This window comes from Streptomyces sp. PL-29 (assembly GCF_058344425.1).
Map to the genome: position 1 here is coordinate 139251 of NZ_CP136996.1, position 18242 is coordinate 157492.

The window sequence follows — 18242 nt, forward strand, 5'->3', positions numbered from 1 at the left end:
GACATCGGCCCCTCAGGGGCTGCTTGGGGCGAACTGGGGCCCCCGCTACCGGGACGACCTGCTGCGCGAGCTGGAACGGCGCGGCTTGGACGGTATCTCGTCCGCCATCGAGGACGAATGCCTGGTCACGCCGGCCGACTGGGCGGATCAAGGGCATGCGGCGGGCACCCCCTTCTCGGCCGCCCACACCTTCTTTCAGACAGGTCCGTTCCGGCCCCGCAACCTGGTGCGGGGCACATCGAACGCCGTCCTGGCCGGCTGCGGTACCACCCCCGGCGTGGGCGTGCCCACCGCCCTGGTGTCGGGGAAGCTGGCGGCGGCCAGGATCACGGGCGGTGCCCGGCGCACTTCGGCCCGGGCCAGCGGGGCGGCGCGGTGACCGGGCGGCGCGAACTCGACGCCGCGGGCATCACCGACCCGGTGCTGCGCGCGGCGTACCGGCGCTGCCGCGAGCTCAACGCGGCGCACGGGAAAGACGTACTTCCTGGCCACCCGCCTGCTCCCCGTCGAGCGCAGGCCCGCCGTGCACGCGCTGTACGGGTTCGCCCGGTGGGCCGACGACATCGTGGACTCGACGGATCGCGGTGCGGACGACGGTCTGCGCGGTGCGCGGCTGGCGGCGCTCCAGCGGTGTCTGGACGAGGGCCTGCGGCAAGGAGGCGGCGGCGAGCCGGTGGTCGCGGCGCTGGCCGACACGGCGCGCCGATACGCCATCGATCACCGCCTCTTCCAGGACTTCATGACCTCGATGCGGTCCGATCTGGTGGTGACCGGCTATCCCACCTATGCGGACCTGTACGGCTACATGCACGGCTCGGCGGCCGTGATCGGCCTGCAGATGCTGCCGGTGCTGGGCACGGTGGTACGGCGCGAGGAGGCCGAGCCGTACGCGGCAGCGCTCGGGGTCGCCTTCCAGCTCACGAACTTCCTGCGGGACGTCGGCGAGGACCTCGACCGTGGGCGCGTGTACGTCCCGGCCGACCTACTGGCCGCGCACGGGGTCGACCGGGAGCTGCTGCACCGGTGCCGGGACACGGGCGGGCAGGACCGCCGTGTCCTGGCCGCTCTGCGGGAGTTCGGGGCACTGACCCGCGGCGTCTACCGGGAGGCGCAGCCCGGCCTCGCCCTGCTCGATCCGGTGTCCCGGCCCTGCATCCGCACCGCGTACGTCCTGTACGGGAGCATCCTGGACGCCGTCGCCCGGGACGGCTATGCGGTGCTGCACCGCCGTGCCGTGGTGCCGCGCCGCAAGCGCGCCGCGGTCGCGGCGGGGGCACTGGCCCGGCTGACGGCGATCAGGCTGCGCCACCGCCGTCGGCGCGGAGCGCCGGTGCAGGCGCCGCCGGTGCCGCCGGCCGGACCGGCCCGGCCGGTATCCGAGGAGGTCGTATGAAGCCCGGTCCTTCGGCATGGCGGGCCCGTCTGCCGCTGTCGCTGCGCCGCAGACCCGTGCCGTGGGAGCAGCAGCAGCCGACCTGGCGCGCCGCCAGGCCGAGCCTGATCGCGCAGGCGCTGAAGCGGGCGCAGGCCCGGCCGTCGGGGAACTGGTTCGTCGTGGGGGCGTCCTCCTCACTCGGCGGTGACCGCCCCGTGGCCCGCACCGTGGCCGACCGGGAGGTCGTGCTCTGGCGCGGTACGGACGGGCGGCTGCGCGCCGGCCCGGGTGCCTGTCCGCACCTCGGGGCACCCCTCGCGGAAAGCCCGGTCCGGTGCGGAACGCTGGTGTGTCATTGGCACGGACTCGCTCTCGACGGCACGTCGTTCGCGGGCTGGGAGCCGTTGCCGGCCTTCGACGACGGCGTCCTCCTGTGGGTGCGGCTCGACGAGGTCGGCGGGGAGGAACCGCTCGACGCCCCCGTGGTACCGGTCCGGCCTGCTCCGGCTCGGGGGGTGACCGCGGTGTACGAGGGCACGGGGCTGTGCGAACCCGAGGACATCGTGGCCAATCGCCTGGATCCATGGCACGGGGCCTGGTTCCACCCGTATTCGTTCGTGGATCTCACGGTCGTCGGCTCGCCCGGCGGGGACGACGCCGAGGACCGCTTCACCGTCGCCGTCTCCTTCAAGGTGGCCGGGCGGCTGGTGGTACCGGTGCGGGCGGTCTTCACCGCTCCGGAACCACGTACCGTCGTCATGCGCATCACCGAGGGCGAAGGCGCGGGCTCGGTGGTGGAGACGCACGCGACGCCTCTGGGGCCGGATGAGCTCGGCCGTCCCCGCACGGCGGTGACCGAGGCCGTGGTGGCGGCCTCCGACCGGCCGGGTTTCCTGTTCGCCCGCTGGGCCGCCCCGGTCCTTCGCCCGGTGATGCGTTCTGCGGCGGCCCGGCTGTGGCGGGACGACCTGGCCTATGCCGAACGCCGCTGGCATCTGCGCTCCACGGGCCGGTCCCCTGGGTGATGCCCGGGGCGCGGCCGCTGGGGCGCCGGTTTCGCGGGCCGCCGCGGTCCGGCACCCGCGCCGACACCGGTGACCACCCGGCGCGGACGGACGAGGAGCGGAAGCCCCCGGCCACACCTCCTGCCGTCCCGTCGTCTGACCGGACCGAAACCGGGGCAGACGGTCAAACGGGGCGGAGGGAGGTCCGAGGATGACCTGGATCCGCGACGTGTTCGGCCGTGCCAGGGGCGCCGCGACCGCGGTCGGTGAGCGGCGTGCGCAGGCGCTGGCCCGACACGACGCCGAGGAGGCGGCCGAGCGGGCGCGGGCGGCGCGCTCACGCCCGGCCCGGGCACCGGAGCGGGTTCCGGACCCGTCCCGTGCGGTGCCCTGGGGCATGCGGGTCGCGGCCGAGGTCGCCTGGCGGTTCCTGGTTCTCGCCGGCGCCGTGTGGGTCGTGATGCGGGTGATCGGCTCCGTCCGGCTGGTCGCGCTGGCCTTCGTCGCCGCGCTGCTGGTCACCGCGCTGCTCCAGCCGACGGTCGCCCGGCTGCGCGGTCGGGGGCTCCCCCAGGGGCTCGCCACCGTCGTCACGGCGCTCTGCGGGTTCTGCGCGCTCGGGCTGATCGGCTGGTTTGTCGTATGGCAGGTGCTCGACAACCTGGACAGCCTGTCCGATCGGCTTCAGGAGGGCATCGCGGAACTGAAGCGGTGGCTCCTCGACAGTCCGTTCCACGTGACCGAGCAGCAGATCAACGATGTCACCGAGCGGCTGAGCGATGCCATCGGCACCAGCACCAGCGAGATCACCTCGACCGGTCTCCAGGGAGTGACCGTCCTCATCGAGGTCATCACCGGCATGCTTCTGGCGATGTTCATCACGCTCTTCCTGCTCTACGACGGGCGGCGGGTGTGGGAGTGGGCGCTGAGGCTGCTGCCGGTCGCCGTGCGGCCCCGCGTCGCCGGCGCGGGCCCACCGGCCTGGCGGACGCTCACGGCCTACATCCGCGGGACACTGATCGTGGCCCTGATCGACGCCGTGTTCATCGGGATCGGGATCTACTTCCTCGGCGTCCCCCTGGCCGTCCCGATCGCCGTGGTGATCTTCCTGGCCTCGTTCGTACCGTTGATCGGCGCCATCGCCTCCGGCGCGCTCGCCGTGATCGTCGCGCTGGTCACCCAGGGCGTCTTCACCGCCTTGATGACCCTGCTGGTGGTGCTCCTCGTGCAGCAGATCGAGGGGCACGTCCTGCAGCCGTTCATCCTCGGGCGGGCCGTCCGGATCCATCCGCTGGCCGTCGCCCTGTCCGTCGCCACCGGCGGACTGGTCGCAGGCATCGGCGGTGCGGTCGTGGCCGTCCCGCTCGTGGCCGTGGCGAACACGGTGATCGTGCATGTGCGGTCCCCTTCCGACGAGGACGGAAGGCCGGAGTCGGAGCCGGAGCCGGAGCCGGAAGCCGAACCGGGCCGGCCATCGGACCCAGAGGCGGGGGTCACACCCGCGGCGGCACCGGCGGAGTCCACGACCCCCGTTCCCGGGGCCGAGTCCGAGGTCCCCGGCGCCCCGGCCGCCGACGGGGAGCCCACCACGCGGCAGCCCCGACAGCGGCCGCCCGGTGCCGCGGAGTGAACCCCGGGGCGGGCGCGCTGGCTCGTCGCGCCGGTCAGGCGGGTGTGAGCCGCCGCGCCCCGGGCAGGAGACCCACGCCGGGAGCGGACGGACGAGGCACCGGCCCGCCGCCCGTCGGGTCCCGCGCACCCGGACCCTCGTCAGCAGGAGGGCGATCGTCATGGCATCCCAGCACCGGCACCAGCACTACCGCAGTGGGCGGGCGGCCGACCGGCACGCGCGCGCGGCAGCCGCTCGCTGGCGGCACGACGGCAGCGAACCCCGGTGGGCCCGCAGCGACCTGCGGCTCCGCCGCCTGCTCTCCCTGCTCTTCGCGCCGTTCTTCGCACTGATCGGCGTCCTCATGCTGCTTCTCGGGTCCGGGGCTACGGGCACCGCGAGCCCCCCGCGAGGCCTCTACACGGCTCTCGCCGTGTGCTGCTTCCTGCTCGCCCTCGTGGCTCTGGTCGACCTCTACGTGATCAGGGTCCGGAGGCGTGAACAACAGCGGTGGCACCGCCCTTCCTGACTGCGGAGCGTCGAGGCGGCCGGGGGCCGTTCGACGCGCCGGGACGCCCCGTGGCGGGCAGGGTCGCGTCACGGGCACCAGGAACCGCCGGGCGCCGATATCCGGTGTCCGGCGGTCCCACTGCCCGACACTGGACGCACAGCCACCTGCCAGCACACCGGGAGACAGACATGAAAATGCTGATCAACAGCCCTGAGACCGTGGTAGCCGATGCGTTGCGCGGGCTGGCCGCCGCCCACCCGGACCTGGACGTGGACCCGGAAGCGCGGGTCGTCGTTCGGAAGGGGGCGCGCGAGGGCGGTCGGGTCGGCCTGGTGTCCGGCGGCGGCTCCGGGCACGAGCCCCTGCACGCCGGTTTCGTCGGGCCCGGCATGCTCTCCGCCGCCTGTCCGGGAGAGGTTTTCACGTCCCCCGTGCCCGACCAGGTGCTGCGGGCGGCCAAGGCCGTGGACTCCGGCCAAGGGGTGCTCTTCATCGTCAAGAACTACACCGGGGACGTCCTGAACTTCGACATGGCCGCCGAACTCGCCGAGGAGGACGGCATCCGGATCCAGCGCGTACTGGTCGACGACGACGTGGCCGTCACCGACAGCCTCTACACCGCCGGCCGGCGTGGCACCGGAGCCACGCTCTTCGTCGAGAAGATCGCCGGAGCGGCCGCCGAGGAGGGCGCTCCGCTCGACCGGGTCGCCGCCGTGGCCGAGCGCGTCGGCAAGGCATCGCGCAGCTTCGGCGTGGCCCTGAGCGCCTGCACGACGCCCGCGAAGGGCAGTCCCACCTTCGACCTGCCGGACGGCGAGCTCGAACTCGGCATCGGGATCCACGGCGAGCCCGGCCGGGAGCGCCGCCCGATGATGTCCGCCCGTGAGATCGCGGAGTTCGCGGTGGGCGCCGTACTGGACGACCCCGCCGCCGTGGCCCCGGCCGACGGGCCGGTCCTGGCCCTGGTGAACGGGATGGGTGCGACGCCCCTGCTGGAGCTGTACGGGTTCCACGCCGAGGTGGCGCGCGTGCTGGCGGACCGGGGCGTGCCGGTGGCGCGGGCCCTCGTGGGCAACTACGTGACGTCGCTGGACATGGCGGGGTGCTCGGTGACCCTGTGCCGGGCCGACGAGGAAATCCTCCGGCTGTGGGATGCCCCCGTGCAGACCCCTGCGCTGCGCTGGGGCCGCTGATCGGGACCACGGGCCCGGCCCGGACAGATCCTAGGCGGCGGGACGGGCTCCGCCGGCCCTCCGGTGGGCGACGCGGCCGCCGAGGGCTCCGGTGACTCCCACCGTCGCCAGACCGGCCCATCCCCACAGCCTGCCCTTCGCGGGGTGTCCGCTCAGGCGTGCCGCCAGGGAGACCGCGTAGCAGCTGACGGCCGCCGCGTTCGAGACGGCGTGGGCGAGGCCGGTCCGGGCCTGTTCGGGCGGCAGGTCGGCCCAGTCCGCCCAGCCGGCGATCGCGGCCGGCGCCACGCCCGCGAGGCCGACGGCCGTCAGGGTCGTGGCTGCGCGCCGCTCGCCGGGGACGGAGTCCAGCACCGCGGCGGAGAGCCAGCATCCGATGGGCACCTGCACGAGGACGGGGTGGAGTGGGTGCCCCAGCGGCGCGCCCTTCAGCAGGTCCCTCGTCCCGCCCAACGGGAGCGAGCGGATCCCCCGCTGGAGGATGCGGATCGCCGGATCGGCCAAGGTGCTCCGTTCGATGCGGTTCAGGGTGGTCAGCCACCGTCCGGAGGCTGCGTTCAGCGCGAGGCCGACCTTCGCGGGGCTCAGGGCTTCCGTGTTCATGGGTGGCGCCTACCCGCCTTCCGGCATCCGTCCCACGTTGGTGTCGGCCGAATGAGATCGCGTCACCGCTGGACTGCACAGGCTCGCTGTACAGGCGCCCCTCCTTGACAGGCTGCGTATCGCTTATCGATGCTATTGATAAACGATACGCTGATACGCGCAGAGCGGGTGAGGGGAATTCATGGACGCCAAGTCCTGGTGGAGCCAGACCGACAGCCGGCTGCTGGAGGCAGCTCTGGGCCTGGCTGCCCTGTTGGTCGGCACCTTCGGCGTGCTGTTTCCGGCCCTCGGAGTGGCGGGGCTGATGGATCCGATGGACACCCGCGAGGTCGAGGCCGCGACAGCGACCCGAGTGCCGGCAATCGTGACCGATGCGGTGACGGGACACGGCATGACTCTCACCGGCACCCACCAGGCGGAACTCGTCTTCGCCAACCCGGACCTGGGTCAGCGCCTGCTGCTGGCCGTGCCGGAAATCGTCGACAGCGCGCTCCTGTTCCTCGTCCTGGCCCTCCTCTTCACGATGGCCCGGACCCTGCGCGGCGGCGACGTCTTCGTGCTGGTGAACGCGCGCCGCCTCAGCGTCATAGGACTCGCGGTGCTGGTGCACGCCCTCCTCGCCCCGGTCCTGGCGACCCTCACCACGGAGGTGCTGGTGAGTGACACCCCCATGGCCGAGCAGGTTCCGTTCTCGGTCACCTTCACCGGCGAGTACGTGTTGCTGGCGTTCCTCGTCCTGGGGCTGGGAGAAGTCTTCCGACGAGGAACGAAGCTGCGCGCCGACACGGAGGGTTTGGTCTGATGCCCCCGGAAGAGAAACATCGGGTCCAGGTCCACCTGGACCGACTACTGGCCGAGCGCGGCATGACCCTGTCCGAACTGGCGACCAGGGTCGGGGTGACAGTGGCCAACCTCTCCATCCTCAAGAACGACAGGGCGAAGGCGATCCGCTTCTCCACCCTCACCGCCGTCTGCCGCGAACTGGACTGCCAACCCGGCGACCTGCTCAGCATCCGCAACGACTGACCCCGTCCCGCAAGACCCGGACAGCGGGGTGTCGATCCGTCGCACCGTTCGCGTGGCGACGGATCGACACCACCGCGCAGGAGGGCCACCCCTTCCTGTGAACGTCATGTCCGCCCTGCTCGCGGCAGTGGCCGCGATCCCGATATGACTGATCCACCCATGCGAGTGGATCGTCCGCCCGCCCATGTCCGGTGGCGCACGGCCCTCTATATACAGGTGATGTCGCTCACCCCACCGTTCGCCTGATGGGTCGTCACGTCATGCTGAAGGTCGCTCTCCCGGTCCTCGCCGCCTCGTTCCTGTTCTCCGCCGCCCTCGCTCCGTCCGCCTCGGCGGCGCCCGCGGCGGAGGACGAGACCACCACCCCTTGTGGACCGGTGGTCGAGTACCGCGCCGTCGACTGGTGGCGCACCACCACCATTCCGCAGATCGCCCGCTCCGTCGCGGCCCAGGCGTCCAACGAGCGCTGGCAGTGGCGCAATGACGTCAACACGCTGTGGCGCGGCGACACCAGGGAGACCGTCGAGGAGATCTTCCGCACCGGGTTCACGCCCCGGGGCGACCGGCTCACCCCGCTGGCGGAGTACATCGTCAAGGGCGGCGGCCAGCTCAGCGCCCACCTCAGCACCAGCTGCGACGTATCGGTGGCGAAGAGGTTCGCCACCTACGGTGCGGAGCAGACCGGCTGGGTGTACGAGATCTACGCGCCCGGCGGCATCGACGTGAACGCGACCGCGCGGGTGAACAACTACCAGTCACCGTACCTGTGGAACAAGGAGATCGACTTCCCCGGCGGCGTCGGGGGTAACTTCATCAAGGGCGCGTGCAAGTACCGGCTGACCGGATCCGACCCGGTCACCAACGAGAAGACCTGGGAGCGGCTCGGCTGCAAGGACAACGCCGGCTTCGCGCCCTACAAGTCCGAACCGACCGCCTACACCCTCGCGCGCTGAGGCCGGCCGCGAGACGTCCTCCGGCCGGCCTCCGACCACAACGCCCGCAGCCCGGCCCGTGCGCCCCGCCGACTCCTGCGGGCTCCGCGTCGGACCGGGCGAGGGGGCGCGGGCTCGTACCGCGAGCCAGCCGGTATGCGCATCGCGCAGGGCTGACCTGCGACATCTTCGCTTGTCGAAGCCGTCACGGTGCACCAGTGTGGCGCGCATGACCTCACCGCACGCTCATGACACGGACCCTGCCCACCTGGGTGGCGAAGCTACCGCCGACTCCCCCGCCGTGCCCGGCGCCGTGCTCGCACCGCTCCACGCCTACGTCCGCGGACACGCCACCGGCGACCCGGCCCACTTCCGGCAGGCGTTCCTGCCCACCGCCCACGTCGAGGGGATCCGGGACGGCGCGTTCGTCTCGTGGCGCCTGGACGACTACTGCGCCCTCTTCCCCGGCCGGCCTGCTCCCGACGAGGCGGCCCGGTCCCGTCGGATCGACACCGTCGGCGTCCACGGCACCGTCGCTACCGCGACCATGACGCTTCGCCACGGTGCGGCCACGTTCACCGACGTCTTCCTTCTGGTCCGCGTCGACGAAGGCTGGCGCATCGCCAACAAGGCCTATCACCGGCATGAGTGAGAGACCTTCAGCAACATCCGGCACTCGACGCCCGAGTTCCCCGCGCTGATTTCTTAGCAGGGGAAGCCAACAATTCTCCTGGTCCGTCAACGAACGACTAGAAAGGATCGCATCAGACCGAACCCGACCCCCGATGAGGGTGCGGAACCCGTCGGTGGTCGGAATGACGGCGAAGGCGGTGAGCGTATGTCTGAGTCCGGCCCGAGCGATTGCGGCGGGACCATTGTCGCCCAGTCCGGTTCCCGGACCTCTTCCCCGGCAGGCCGGCCATGCTGATGCCCATCCTGTTCTCTCCCGCGCAGGCCTCGGCCCACGAGTACCGCTCCCTGACGTCGACCATCCGGGCGAAGGCGGAAGACGGGCAGGGATTCTTCGGCGGCGCCGGGCGCAAGGAGGGCGAAATGCCGTTCCTTCCGCTCCGCCTCGGACTGCGGGGGCTGTTCGTCGAGCTCTTCATCGAACTCCGCCCCCGCAATACGAGCCTGCGCATCGCCGGATTCCGCAAGCTCGTGGAGAACGGACAGACCCCACCGGATTCGTACGTGCACCACGTGCGCGACTCGGCGGTACCGCAGGGCCTCCACCGGACGGAGACCCTGCCGTTCGGCGGGGCCCGCGCCGACCTGGAATCGGCTGCCGCCGTCCGGCGCGCCGGGATCCTGATCGGACGCCGGGCCCTGAGCCTCGCCGTGATCCGGCTGCACCAGAACTGCGATCCACAGAGCACCGCCTACGGAATGCTCGTGCTCTCGGAAATGCTCTGCGAGGCCGCCCGGTACCCGGCCCTGGCCGATGCGATGTCCCGGCTCTGGATGAGCGGCGGCCGGCTGTAGTCCGTGCCCCTGACCACGGACTACAGCCGGTCGAGGGTCTGGCCGCTCAGAGGGTCTCACTGAGCGAGTCCGCCAAGCGGCGCCGGGCCGTTCGGGTCGCGGGCAGGGCGGCCGCCGACACCGCGCCCACCACCGATCCGGCGATCACCGTCAGCAGCACCGGCAGCGGAGGCAGCTGGGCGATGCCCGCGCCGATGCCGCTCGACGCTCCCTGGGTGTCCACCAGCCAGGTGCCGGACAGGACACCCACGGCCGTGCCCACCAGTGCGGCCGCGAGCGCGGTCAGGCCGGCGGCCGTCACGATCATCGCGCCGATCTGCCGGGGCGTGAGCCCGATCGCCTTCAGCGCGAGCAGGTCGCGGCCCCGGTCGCGCACACCGGTGCCGATCAGGGTCAGCAGTTCGATCAGCCCGATGAGGGCCAGTACGGCGATCAGGGCACCGATCACCCCGCGCGCCGGTCCCAGACGGTCCGCCGGGTTGGGCGTCTCGCGGATGTCGAGGGCCGCTCCGGCGGCAGCGGCGAGGGCGCTGCTCACCGATCGGGGGTCGGCGCCTTCGCGCAGTTCCAGGGCGTGGTAGGCGGGCCGCAGCTGCGGGTCGCGCTCGCGCAGCGCGTCGAGGGTCGTGGTGATCACCCGGCCGCCGGATTCGGGCTCGATGGTGCGGCCGACGAGGTGCAGGATCTGCGGCCGTCCGCCGACCGTCATCCGTACCCAGTCGCCGACCCGTACGCCGAGGAGGTCCAGCAGCCCCTGCCCGGCCACCGCCTCGTCGGGGCCGGCGACCGCGCGCCCTTCGACCACCGCGGAGGGGTAGGGCCGGAGCGCCGTGCCGAGGCCGCGCAGGGTGATGGTTCCGGTCTGTCCGGGGACGAGCGCCGCCATCTCGGCGGCCGGGTGGACGGCCTCGACGTCCTCGGCCGCCGCGAGGATGCCCTCCAGCTCCGCGTCCGACGGCCCGGCGGGCTGCTCGGCGCGTACGGTCAGTGCCGCGGCCAGCCCCATCTGCGCGGGCCGGCTGCGGAACTGGTCCAGGGTCGACCAAGCCACCAGGGCGACCGTGATGAGCACCAGCGGAAGCGCGAGCCGCGCGACCGGCACCAGCGTCCGTCCGCGCCGGGGGAAGGCCGCGCGCCACCCCAGGACCAGGGCGGGCGGGACACGCACGCCGAGCGCCCGCTTGCCGAGCGCGGTCATCGGGGCGGCGGACGGGAGTGCGGCCCGGGCGACCGGCACCGGTGGCACCCGTCCGGCCCGCCAGGCCGAGAGCCCCGTGGAGGCCGCGATCAGCAGCACCGCGCCGACGGGTATGCCGATCATCAAAGCGGTATGGCCGGGCAGGTCCTGCCACACGGCGGCGGCCTCCCCGATCCGCCCCGGTATGCGGGCGCCGAGCAGGGCGATCGCCGTGGTGCCGAGGGCCACGCCGAGGAGCGCGAAGGCCAGGTGCTGCACGAGGAAGCCACGGGCGACCTGGCCGGGGGTGAAGCCGATCGCCTTGAGCACGGCGATGTCCCGCAGCTGGCCCCGGACACGGGCGCCGATCGCGCCGGACGCGGCCAGGGCGGCCGCGAGCAGGGCGCCGAGGCCGAATACGGCGAACATCGCGCCCAGGAGCCGGTCGTCGCCGCCCGCGTCGGCGCGAGCCTGCTGCCACTTGGTGACCTCGGCCACCCGGTCGGCGCCGAGTACGGTGACCGCTCGCTGGACGATGAAGTCCGTGTCGGCCGGGTCCTCCAGGCGCAGCCCCACGCTCTGCCCGGTGTCCGCACGGGCGATCCCGTCGAGCGTGGCGGGGAGCACCCAGCCGATGCCCGCCACGCCGCCGGGCTGGTAGCGGGGCTCGGCCACGTCGGCGGTTCCGCTCACCCGCAGCAGGTGCGCGGCGCCGTCCGGCCCGGTGACGCGTACGGTGTCGCCCGGCTCCGCCCAGAGCGCACGGGCGACCGAGGTCTCCAGGACAACGGATCCGGCGTCCGGGCCCCCGCCGGCGTCCGGCGCGGTGAGCCAGCTGCCGGCGCCGACGAGCGGCCGTCCGGTTCGCGGCGGCTCCGCCGGGGCGGCGCGGAGCGTCACCCCGGCCCGGGCCCCGCGGGACTCGACGGTCGTCGCCGCCGTGCGGTAGGGCCCCGCCAGTGCCTGGACCCCCTCCACACCCGACAGGGCCCCCGTGTCCGCACCGGCGCGGGTGTGCAGCCAGATGTGGGCACCGTGGGACTGGTTGAAGACCCGCTGCCAGGGGTTCGCGGCGTAGCCGAAGAGCGCGCCGGCCAGCAGGAGCGAGGCGATGACCCCGGCGCTGGCCAGGACCACGAAGAGGGCTTCGCCGCGGTGTGCGCGGAAGTCGGCCTGCGCCCAGCGCAGGGTGGCCCGCACGCTCACTCCTTCAGTTCGAGGACGCCGGTGACGCCGCCGGCCGGCCCGGGGCGTCCGCCGCCGAGCGGTGCGTCGTCGGCTATGCGGCCGTCGAAGAAGCTGATGACGCGGTCGGCGGCGCTGGCCATCCGGGCGTCGTGCGTGACCATCATGATCGTCTGTCCGCGCTGGTGGAACCGGGTGAGCAGCCGCAGCACCTCACGCGTGCCCTTGCTGTCGAGGCTGCCGGCCGGTTCGTCGGCAAGGAGCAGCCGGGGGTGGTTGACCAGGGCGCGGGCGAGCGCGACCCGCTGCTGTTCGCCACCGGACAGTTCTCCGGGCATGGACCGCTCACGGCCTTCGAGGCCGAGCTCGGCGAGTAGTTCGGCGCGGGAGTCGCGGGCGGCCTTCGGGGAGGCGCCGGCGAGCAGGGCGGGCAGTTCGACGTTGTCGGCGACGGTGAGGTTGGAGACGAGGTTGAAGAACTGGAAGACGACGCCGATGCTGCGGCGCCGCAGCACGGCCCAGCGGGCCTCGCGGTATGCGTCGACCCGCTCCCCGTCGAGCCACAGCCGGCCGCCGTCGGGCCGCTGGAGCCCGCCGATCAGGTGCAGCAGTGTGGACTTGCCTGCTCCGGACGGTCCGGTGACGGCGACGAACTCCCCGGGTTGGACGGACAGGTCCACACCGCGTACCGCGGGCACCGGCGCGCCTTCGCCGTGGTGCGTCTTGGTCAGGCCTTCGGCGCGGACGAGGGGCACCTCGGGGCGGACGGCGGGCGGCACGGCCGGAGCGGCCGTGGCGTCGTCGCTCATTCCAGCTCCTCCTGACAGCGTTCCAGCCAGTCGAGGTCGGCCTGCAGGTGCAGCATGGCGCCCTCGATCAGCAGTTGGGAGATCTTGTTGTCGCGGTCCTCGGCCGCGGCCAGCTTCGACAGGTCCCGCATGGTGTTGAGGTACTGGCGCCGCTGCTTGTTGATCAGGGCGATCGGATCGGCCAGGCCCGAGCGCGGTGCGAGCGCCAGCTTCATGAAGAACTCGTCCCGGACGCGGGGTTCCTCGGCGGTGTCCTCGAACCACGCCAGTACGGCTTCGCGCCCGGCGTCCGTCAGTTTGTACGTGCGTTTGTTGGGGCGGCCCGACTGTTCGACGTCCTCGCCCTCGATCAGGCCGCTCTTCTCCAGCCTTCCGAGGGTGACGTAGATCTGGCCGACGTTGGGCTGAGGGTACGCGGCGCCCAGGAGCTTCTCAAGGTCCTGCTTGAGCTCGTAACCGTGCGCAGGGCTACGGGTGAGGAGCGCAAGGAGCGCCAGCCGCACTCGGCCCCTCCTTCCCGCTCCGTAGTCAACCGTTCACTTGTGCTCGGCCGGATGTGGCCGGAGTCCGTCTTGTCTGCCTGGACGTCTAGTATCGCCCATGCCTAACGGGTATATATAGGCCACGATGGTCGGCAGTGCAGCCGGATCGTGTTCTGGGAGGAATCTATGCGGTGGATGCGTGCCGCGGGTAGAGCTCTCCTGGTCGCAGCGGTCCTGCTGGCCGGGTACGCCGGTCTCGGCGTACGCCCCGGCGCGGGTACTGCCGCCTCCGATGCCCGAGGCCCCCTGACGCTCGTGACGGCGGGCGACCTGACCGACTACCTCGGCCCCGTCCTCGACGACTGGAACGCGAGCCGTCCCGGCGAACGCGTCACGCTCGTCGAGCTGCCCGACTCGGCCGACGAGACCCGGGCCCAGATGATCAGCGAGCTGCGGTCCGGCCGCGACCGGTTCGACGTGCTGAACATCGACGTCGCCTGGACCTCCGAGTTCGCGGCCGCCGGATGGATCTCACCGCTCGATCGGGACCGGTTCCCGCTGGATGCCTTCCTGCGGCCGGTCGTGGACACCGCGACCTTCGACGGACGACTGTACGCGGTCCCGTACGTCACGAACGCGGGCCTGCTCTACTACCGCAAGGACATCCTGGACCTGGCGGGCGAGAAGCCCCCGCGGACCTGGTCCGAACTGGCCCGCCAGGCGCGCACGCTCGCCCCGCTCCACGGGCTGGACGGCTACGCGGGCCAGTTCCTCCCGTACGAGGGACTCACCGTCAACGTCACCGAGGCCGTGCACTCGGCGGGCGGCGCGATCCTGCGCGACGAAGGCGCCCGGGTCGCCGTGGACTCGGACGGGGCGCGCGCCGGACTGCGGTTCCTCGCGGACGGGGTGCGGGAGGGATGGATCTCCCGCGAGGCGCTCGGCTACAAGGAGGAGGAGTCCCGGAAGGCGTTCCAGGACGGACGGCTGCTGTTCCTGCGGAACTGGCCCTACGTGTACGCGGACGCGAGCGCGGCCGGGTCGGAGGTCGCGGGCAGGTTCGGTGCCGTACCGCTGCCGGGAGCGGACGGGCCCGGCACCAGCGTGCTCGGCGGCTCCAACCTGGCTGTCAGCACCCACGCCCGCCATCCGGCGTCGGCGGCCGACCTGATCTCGTACCTCACCAGTGAACGGGTGCAGCGCCGGGTCCTCACCGAGGGGGCGCTGCCACCGGTGCGCGCCGCGCTGTACGAGGATCCCGCGCTGGTGCGCGCGTATCCCTATCTGCCGACGTTGCGGCAGAGCGTGCTGTCTGCGGCACCGCGCCCCAAAAGCCCGCGCTATGACCAGGTGAGCCTCGCCGTGCAGGCCGTGGGGCAGGACGTCCTGGCCTTGCGTCAGACGCCTGACGAGGCGGTGGAGCGGCTGGCGCGCGAGCTCGCGGCCATTGCCCGCACGGGCTGATCACATTTCCGCATCTCTCTGAGGGCTTCTACTTACATGTTAAGTAGAAGCCCTCTTTCGCATACGCGGCGACTCACGGACAAACCACCCCAGCTTTGACCCGTTTCTGGACACATCGTTGACATCTTCCAGTCGCCGCTACTTAACATGCATGCATAACAGCGCACCTGATCCAGGGCGCTCTCGCATTCAAAGACAGGTCGACGCGAGATGCTCAGCACCCTTCCGGCCGGTACCGGTCACCCCTCCCGCAGCGCCGCCCCTTCCGCCCCGTGGTGGCGCGACGCGGTGATCTACCAGGTCTACGTCCGCAGCTTCCTCGACAGCACCGGGGACGGCGTCGGCGACCTCGCCGGCGTCCGCGCCGGACTTCCCTACCTCAGGAAGCTCGGCGTCGACGGCATCTGGCTCAGCCCCTTCTACCCTTCGCCGCAGCACGACCACGGCTACGACGTCGCCGACTACTGCGGCGTCGACCCGGTCTACGGCGATCTCGCCGAGTTCGACCGGCTGGTCGCCGACGCCCACCGGCTCGGACTCCGACTGCTGCTCGACATCGTCCCCAACCACTGCTCCAGCGCGCACCCGTGGTTCCGCGAAGCGCTCGCCGCGGCCCCCGGCAGCGAGGCACGATCCCGCTTCCACTTCGCCGCCGGCCGCGGTCCGCAGGGCGAGGAGCCGCCCAACAACTGGCGCGCCATGTTCGGCGGCCCGGCGTGGAGCCGGACCACCGGGGCCGACGGCACTCCCGGCGAGTGGTACCTGCACCTCTTCACGCCTGAGCAGCCCGACCTGAACTGGCGCGACCCCGTCGTGGGCGACGACTTCGAGCGCGTGCTGCGCTTCTGGCTGGACCGAGGCGTCGACGGGTTCCGCATCGACGTCGCCGCCGGGCTGTTCAAGCACCCCGAGCTGCCCGACTCGGACGACCCCGGAGCGGACGAGCGGGCCCGCGACGCCGTCAACCAGCTGGCCTGGAACCAGCCCGAGGTGCACGGCGTGTGGCGCCGGTGGCGCGCGATCTGCGAGGAGTACACCGCTCGGGACGGCCACGAGCGGCTGCTGGTCGGCGAGGTGTCCGTGCCCACCGCACGCGAGCACGCCGAGTACGTCCGCCCCGACGAGCTGCACCAGGCCTTCTTCTTCGACCTGCTCAGCGCGCCCTGGGACGCCGAGGCCTTCCGCACGACGATCACCGACGCGATGCGCGACATCGCCGGCACCGGCTCCACCGTCACCTGGGTCCTCAACAACCATGACCAGGTCCGCACGGTCACCCGCTACGCGGGCGAGCCCGGGGTGGAGGGCAGCGGGCTGGGCGCGGCCCGCGCCCGCGCAGCGGCCCTCCTGATGCTCGCCCTGCCCGGCGCCGCGTACGTCTACCAGGGCGAGGAGCTCGGCCTCCCCGAAGTCCTCGACCTGCCCGACGAGGTCCTCACCGATCCGATCTTCCGCCGCACGGGCAGCCGCAAGCACGTACGGGACGGCTGCCGCGTCCCCCTGCCCTGGTCCGGGCACGCCTCGCCCTTCGGCTTCAGCCAGGAGACGGCCGGCGTCAAGCCGTGGCTGCCGCAGCCCGACTGGTTCGCCGAGCACGCCACCGACCGCGCGCTCGCCGACACCCGTTCCTTCTGGCACCTCTACCGCGAAGGACTCCAGCTGCGACGCACCCTGCCGCAGCTCGGCGAGGGCACCCTGCGGTGGCTGGACGCACCCGCGCAGGTACTGGCCATCGCCCGCGGCGACGGCCTGGTCTGCGCGGTCAACTTCGGCACGGAGCCGGTGCCCGCGCCGGTTCCCGGCACTCCGCTGCTCGCCAGCGGCCCCTGCCCCGACGGGGTGCTCCCCGCGGCGACCGCGGCCTGGTGGGCGGGCGAGTACCCGGTCCCCGGCCCGGCCGCCCCGCGGCCCCACCCCCTCGGCCCGTAGGCCCTCGCTTCCCAGGCCTCGGCCCGTACCCCTCGGCGCACAGCCCCGCACCCCGCAGCCCCTGTCACCCCGCAATTCCCGAGCAGCCGCTCCCCAACCCCGGATCTCCCCGAAAGGACCCCTCATGCGACGAACCGGCAAGACGACCCGCCGCAGTGCCGCCACCGCCACCGCGGCCCTGGCCCTCGCCCTCGGAACCACCGCCTGCGGCGGCGCCGCCGGGCCCGCGGGCAGCGGCGAGCTCAGCGGCCAGACCGTGACCGTGGCCGGCGTCTGGACCGGCGCCGAGCAGGACAGCTTCAAGAAGGTGCTCGACGCCTTCGCCCAGAAGACCGGCGCCAAGACGGTCTTCGTGCCCTCCGGGGACAACGTCTCCACCTTCGTCGGAAGCAAGATCGAAGGCGGCAACGCGCCCGACGTGGTCATGGTTCCCCAGGTGGGGGTGCTCCAGCAGTTCGCGAAGGAGGGCTGGCTGCAGCCGCTGTCCGACCAGACCGCCAAGACCGCCGGGTCCACCCTCGCTCCGGTGTGGAAGAACTACGGCACCGTCGACGGCACCTACTACGGCCTCTACTTCAAGGCCGCCCACAAGTCGACCGTCTGGTACTCCCCCGAGGCGTTCGCCCAGGCCGGCGTCGGCGAGCCCAAGAGCTACAGCGACATGCTCAAGGTCGGCCGCACCCTCGCGGACTCGGGCCGCCCGGCCTTCGCCATAGCCGGCGAGGACGGCTGGACCCTCACCGACTGGTTCGAGAACATCTACCTCTCCCAGGCCGGACCGGAGAAGTACGACCAGCTCGCCCAGCACAAGCTGAAGTGGACCGACGAGAGCGTCGTGCGGGCCCTGACGACGCTCGGGGAACTGTTCAAGGACAAGCAGCTCGTGGCCGGCGGCGCGCAGGCCGCGCTCGGCACCGACTTCCCCTCGTCGGTGGCGCAGGTCTTCGGCCCGGAGCCCAAGGCCGGCATGGTCTACGAAGGCGACTTCGTGGGCGGCGTGGCCAAGGGGCAGTTCGGCAAGAAGCTCGGACAGGACGCCAAGTTCTTCCCCTTCCCCTCGGTCGACGGCGGCCGGGCGCCGGTGGTCAGCGGCGGTGACGCGGCGGTCGTCCTGAAGGACGGCAAGAACGGCGAGGCGGGCATGAAGCTGGTCGAGTTCCTCGCGAGCTCCGAGGCCGCCGAGGTCTGGGCGGGCGCGGGCGGATTCCTGTCCCCGAACAACGAGGTCGACTTCGCCTCGTACGGCGACGACACCACGCGCAGCACCGCCAACTCCCTGATCGCGGCCGGCAACTCGATCCGCTTCGACATGTCGGACCAGGCCCCGGCCGCGTTCGGCGGTACCAAGGGCGCGGGCGAGTGGAAGCTCCTCCAGGACTTCCTGCGCGACCCCTCGGACCCGCAGGGCACCGCCACGAAGCTCGAGGCCGAAGCCGCCAAGGCCTACGGGAACTGAGG

At 72.4% G+C, this 18242-nt stretch carries 16 protein-coding genes and 2 pseudogenes; 14 read left to right on the forward strand and 4 right to left on the reverse strand.

Annotated elements, in window-relative coordinates; genetic code table 11:
• The first annotated feature begins 19 nt into the window (after nt 1–19).
• From R4Z63_RS00690 to dhaK, 6 genes and pseudogenes are all read left to right on the forward strand, one after another.
• Nucleotides 20–379: an FAD-dependent oxidoreductase gene (locus tag R4Z63_RS00690; protein WP_491522627.1), complete on the forward strand. Its 360-nt coding sequence runs from the start codon at nt 20–22 to the stop codon at nt 377–379.
• Nucleotides 376–1393, forward strand: a pseudogene (locus R4Z63_RS00695) (phytoene/squalene synthase family protein). Before R4Z63_RS00690 ends, R4Z63_RS00695 begins: the two are co-directional and overlap by 4 nt.
• Complete coding sequence (locus R4Z63_RS00700) at nt 1390–2400, forward strand: Rieske (2Fe-2S) protein (RefSeq protein WP_384453382.1); 1011 nt, start codon at nt 1390–1392, stop codon at nt 2398–2400. The pseudogene R4Z63_RS00695 and the gene R4Z63_RS00700 overlap by 4 nt, the downstream one beginning before the upstream one ends.
• Before the next feature lie 190 nt (nt 2401–2590).
• Nucleotides 2591–4009, forward strand: coding sequence for an AI-2E family transporter (locus tag R4Z63_RS00705; protein ID WP_384453379.1), 1419 nt, complete (start codon nt 2591–2593; stop codon nt 4007–4009).
• Nucleotides 4010–4169: 160 nt separating this feature from the next.
• On the forward strand, nt 4170–4517 hold the full coding sequence (locus tag R4Z63_RS00710; protein WP_384453376.1) for a hypothetical protein: 348 nt from the start codon (nt 4170–4172) through the stop codon (nt 4515–4517).
• A 170-nt stretch (nt 4518–4687) separates the two neighbouring features.
• Nucleotides 4688–5692 (forward strand): dihydroxyacetone kinase subunit DhaK, encoded by a 1005-nt coding sequence (gene dhaK / locus R4Z63_RS00715; RefSeq protein WP_384453373.1) that lies wholly within the window; start codon nt 4688–4690, stop codon nt 5690–5692.
• Nucleotides 5693–5722: 30 nt separating this feature from the next.
• Here the strand turns inward: dhaK and R4Z63_RS00720 are convergent, their stop codons facing one another.
• Nucleotides 5723–6295 (reverse strand): DUF2231 domain-containing protein, encoded by a 573-nt coding sequence (locus tag R4Z63_RS00720; protein WP_384453370.1) that lies wholly within the window; start codon nt 6293–6295, stop codon nt 5723–5725.
• 181 nt (nt 6296–6476) lie between these two features.
• On the opposite strand from R4Z63_RS00720, the gene R4Z63_RS00725 reads away from it, so the two are divergent.
• From R4Z63_RS00725 to R4Z63_RS00745, 5 genes and pseudogenes are all read left to right on the forward strand, one after another.
• On the forward strand, nt 6477–7097 hold the full coding sequence (locus R4Z63_RS00725; protein WP_384453367.1) for a DUF2975 domain-containing protein: 621 nt from the start codon (nt 6477–6479) through the stop codon (nt 7095–7097).
• Entirely contained in the window at nt 7097–7321 is a 225-nt protein-coding gene (locus R4Z63_RS00730) for a helix-turn-helix domain-containing protein (protein ID WP_037922498.1), read from the forward strand. The genes R4Z63_RS00725 and R4Z63_RS00730 overlap by 1 nt, the downstream gene beginning before the upstream one ends.
• Before the next feature lie 245 nt (nt 7322–7566).
• Nucleotides 7567–8274 carry a scabin-related ADP-ribosyltransferase gene (locus R4Z63_RS00735; RefSeq protein ID WP_384453364.1) on the forward strand — a complete coding sequence of 236 codons (708 nt, stop codon included), beginning with the start codon at nt 7567–7569 and terminating at the stop codon, nt 8272–8274.
• Nucleotides 8275–8545: 271 nt separating this feature from the next.
• Nucleotides 8546–8905: pseudogene (locus R4Z63_RS00740) on the forward strand (nuclear transport factor 2 family protein); the annotation flags it as partial.
• A gap of 269 nt (nt 8906–9174) precedes the next feature.
• On the forward strand, nt 9175–9738 hold the full coding sequence (locus R4Z63_RS00745; protein WP_384453361.1) for a ribosome-inactivating family protein: 564 nt from the start codon (nt 9175–9177) through the stop codon (nt 9736–9738).
• A gap of 46 nt (nt 9739–9784) precedes the next feature.
• On the opposite strand, the gene R4Z63_RS00750 is transcribed toward R4Z63_RS00745, so the two are convergent.
• The 3 genes from R4Z63_RS00750 to R4Z63_RS00760 are packed head-to-tail and all read right to left on the reverse strand — an operon-like array spanning nt 9785 to nt 13412.
• Nucleotides 9785–12115 carry an ABC transporter permease gene (locus tag R4Z63_RS00750; RefSeq protein WP_384453358.1) on the reverse strand — a complete coding sequence of 777 codons (2331 nt, stop codon included), beginning with the start codon at nt 12113–12115 and terminating at the stop codon, nt 9785–9787.
• A 2-nt stretch (nt 12116–12117) separates the two neighbouring features.
• Nucleotides 12118–12909 carry an ABC transporter ATP-binding protein gene (locus R4Z63_RS00755; protein WP_052030712.1) on the reverse strand — a complete coding sequence of 264 codons (792 nt, stop codon included), beginning with the start codon at nt 12907–12909 and terminating at the stop codon, nt 12118–12120.
• Nucleotides 12906–13412 (reverse strand): PadR family transcriptional regulator, encoded by a 507-nt coding sequence (locus R4Z63_RS00760; protein ID WP_037922486.1) that lies wholly within the window; start codon nt 13410–13412, stop codon nt 12906–12908. The genes R4Z63_RS00755 and R4Z63_RS00760 overlap by 4 nt, the downstream gene beginning before the upstream one ends.
• Nucleotides 13413–13577: 165 nt before the next feature.
• Here R4Z63_RS00760 and R4Z63_RS00765 point away from each other — a divergent pair, with 165 nt between their 5' ends.
• The 3 genes from R4Z63_RS00765 to R4Z63_RS00775 all read left to right on the forward strand — a co-directional run bounded on the left by R4Z63_RS00765 (nt 13578) and on the right by R4Z63_RS00775 (nt 18240).
• Nucleotides 13578–14855 (forward strand): ABC transporter substrate-binding protein, encoded by a 1278-nt coding sequence (locus R4Z63_RS00765; protein WP_384453353.1) that lies wholly within the window; start codon nt 13578–13580, stop codon nt 14853–14855.
• A 210-nt stretch (nt 14856–15065) separates the two neighbouring features.
• Nucleotides 15066–16784 (forward strand): glycoside hydrolase family 13 protein, encoded by a 1719-nt coding sequence (locus R4Z63_RS00770; RefSeq protein WP_384453350.1) that lies wholly within the window; start codon nt 15066–15068, stop codon nt 16782–16784.
• 124 nt (nt 16785–16908) lie between these two features.
• Nucleotides 16909–18240: an ABC transporter substrate-binding protein gene (locus R4Z63_RS00775; RefSeq protein ID WP_052030710.1), complete on the forward strand. Its 1332-nt coding sequence runs from the start codon at nt 16909–16911 to the stop codon at nt 18238–18240.
• Nucleotides 18241–18242 lie beyond the last annotated feature (2 nt).